The 2,566-nt window shown below is 43.5% G+C and carries 1 protein-coding gene; it reads left to right on the top strand.

All coding sequences use genetic code 11. From position 1 onward, the window contains the following. Window positions 1-2,566 (top strand): RHS repeat-associated core domain-containing protein (locus tag VIP81_RS17370; RefSeq protein ID WP_331963640.1); only part of this gene is annotated, 2,566 nt, incomplete at both ends.

Below are 2,566 nucleotides of genomic sequence, written 5' to 3'. Positions count from 1 at the left end.
GCGATGGTCACTGCGCCTAACCGCTTTAAAAAGCTGGTATATAATTATGACCTGGTGTCCGGAAAAGTGAATACAGTGGCTTATCAGCCAGGGGCGCCAGACGCATTCTATCACCGGTATACCTATGATGCAGAAAATCGCCTGACGAATGTAGAAACCAGTACCGATGAAGTATACTGGGAGAATGAAGCCTATTACCAGTATTATAAACATGGACCACTGGCGAAGACCATTGTTGGTCAACAGCAGGTGCAGGGACTCGATTATGCATATACCTTGCAAGGCTGGCTGAAAAGCGTCAATAGCAGTATTTTATCGCCGGTATATGATATGGGGCATGATGGCGTCAAAGGAAGTCCGGTAGCCAGTGATGCATTCGGTTTTGCATTACATTATTCCGGCGACCGGGACTACAAATCCATTGGTAATACCAACGCCATTGCCGGAGGAACTACCTCCAATGCGGCTCTTTTTAGTCCGCTGTACAATGGCAATATTGCTGCCATGAGCGTGAACATTGCTACACTGGGACAACCCTTGCTCTATACTTATAAGTATGATGTATTGAATCGCCTCAGCAGCATGACAGCCGCTAACGGATTGAATACGACCACTAATACCTGGACACCCAATAAACTGGATGATTTTGAGGAAGCCATTACCTATGATGCCAATGGTAATATCCAATCGTATCATCGCAATGGTAATAAAACATTTGCGGGCAAGCCGCTGGCAATGGATGAACTGACCTATAGCTATAATCTTAACAACAATCAGCTGGATTATATCAGCGATGTCGTACCGGATGGTAATTATCCCAACGATATCGACGCTCAGGCAGTCCATAACTATACTTACGACAAAATCGGCAACCTGACCGCCGATCTGAAAAGTGGTATAGACACCATTGTATGGACCGTGTACGGAAAAATTCAACGTATTCATAAGCTGGATGGAACCGTTATTACCTATGCCTACGATGTAGCCGGTAACCGGATCAATAAAAAAGTGAAGGACGTAGAAACCTGGTACGTACGCGATGCCACTGGAAACGTAATGGGCGTATATACCAAAGGCGATCCTGCTGTTAACCAGGGACAATTAACCCTGATAGAATCGGACCTGTATGGTAGCAGCCGGCTTGGATTGTTGAACCGGCAGGTAAATGTGCAGAACAGCGTAGCGCCGGTATCACGTGATCTCCCTGCATTAGGAACCGGGATAAATACTATCTTTACGAGAGGTAATAAGGTCTTTGAATTAAGTAATCACCTGGGTAACGTACTGGCCACCGTTTCTGACCGTAAACGTCCGATAACTATAGATGGTACCACCATTGACCACTTCGACCCGCTACTCACCTCTGTACAGGACTACTATCCATTTGGCTCACTGATGCCAGGCCGCAGTGGTCATGCTATTCAGAATGGATGGGTATCCGGCACGAATGCAGTAAACGGATATACGTTACCGGTAGATTTATCCGTGAATAACAGAGCGGATAACCAGCCAGCGGAATATGTAGCATCGAATAGTGTGGAATTCCAGGTGGGGTTTGTGTCCAGTGCAGCGGATAACTTCAGTGCGTATATTGCGGATGCAAGTTATGCGGGTGGAGGTAGTGGAAGTGGAACGAGTACGACGGGGACTGGAGGGTATCGATATGGGTTTAATGGGAAGGAGAATGATAATGAGGTGAAGGGTGAGGGGAATCAGCAGGATTATGGGATGAGGATTTATGATCCACGCTTAGGTAGGTTCTTATCTGTAGATCCATTATCTCCAAAATATCCTTGGTATACACCTTATCAGTTTGCAGGAAATAATCCGATCAAATTTATTGATATGGATGGTCTGGAGCCTGCTAGTGTCTCGATAGATGGTAATCAGATTGTATATTCCGGTGGCCTTATTATTAGTACTGCAGATATATATAGGATTACATATTTAAATGCTGTATTAGGGATGAAACTGCCAACTAATATTACTCCCGCAAATCCATATGATGATGGGGATCCATATAATAGAGATACTTGGGAAAAAGCATATCAAAACACAACTTATTTCTTTAGTCATCAAGTTCCCGCGTATTCTAAATCCACAGCAGCTACTAAAGTTGCTCATATGGCTGTAGTTAAAGGATTACTAAGCGGCAATGATAAAGAAGCAAATAGTGCTATCGAGCAGATTGATCAATCAGAAGGTTTTTGGTATAGTAATTCTATAGCGGAGTTAGTCGTCTACAACACTAGTTTTAGATCAGAAATAGCGAAAATGTTGCTGCCTAGGCCAGGCCTATTAGAAGGAAAGATTGATCCATTGGTTAGATCAACAGTTCAGGCTATTGAAAGTGCTATGCCTAAATCTGTTCGCGCTATAGAACAGGAAATAATAAACCCTATTACGAGGAAGTCAGTGACTGATTTTGATATTATTCTAGATAAATTTATCATTGAGGTTGATAAAGGTACTGCAAAAGGAAAGCTAGCTCAAGTGGGAAGAATACAATCCGTTACCAAAAAAGAAGTAGTTGTGTTTGCTCCTAATATGGGTGGAGCACTTGAGA

Origin of the sequence: Chitinophaga sp. (assembly GCF_036566945.1) — a bacterium.
Taxonomy (GTDB): domain Bacteria; phylum Bacteroidota; class Bacteroidia; order Chitinophagales; family Chitinophagaceae; genus Chitinophaga.
The sequence above is the reverse complement of the archived record's forward strand: the minus strand, read 5'-3'. Positions and strand labels throughout refer to the sequence as shown.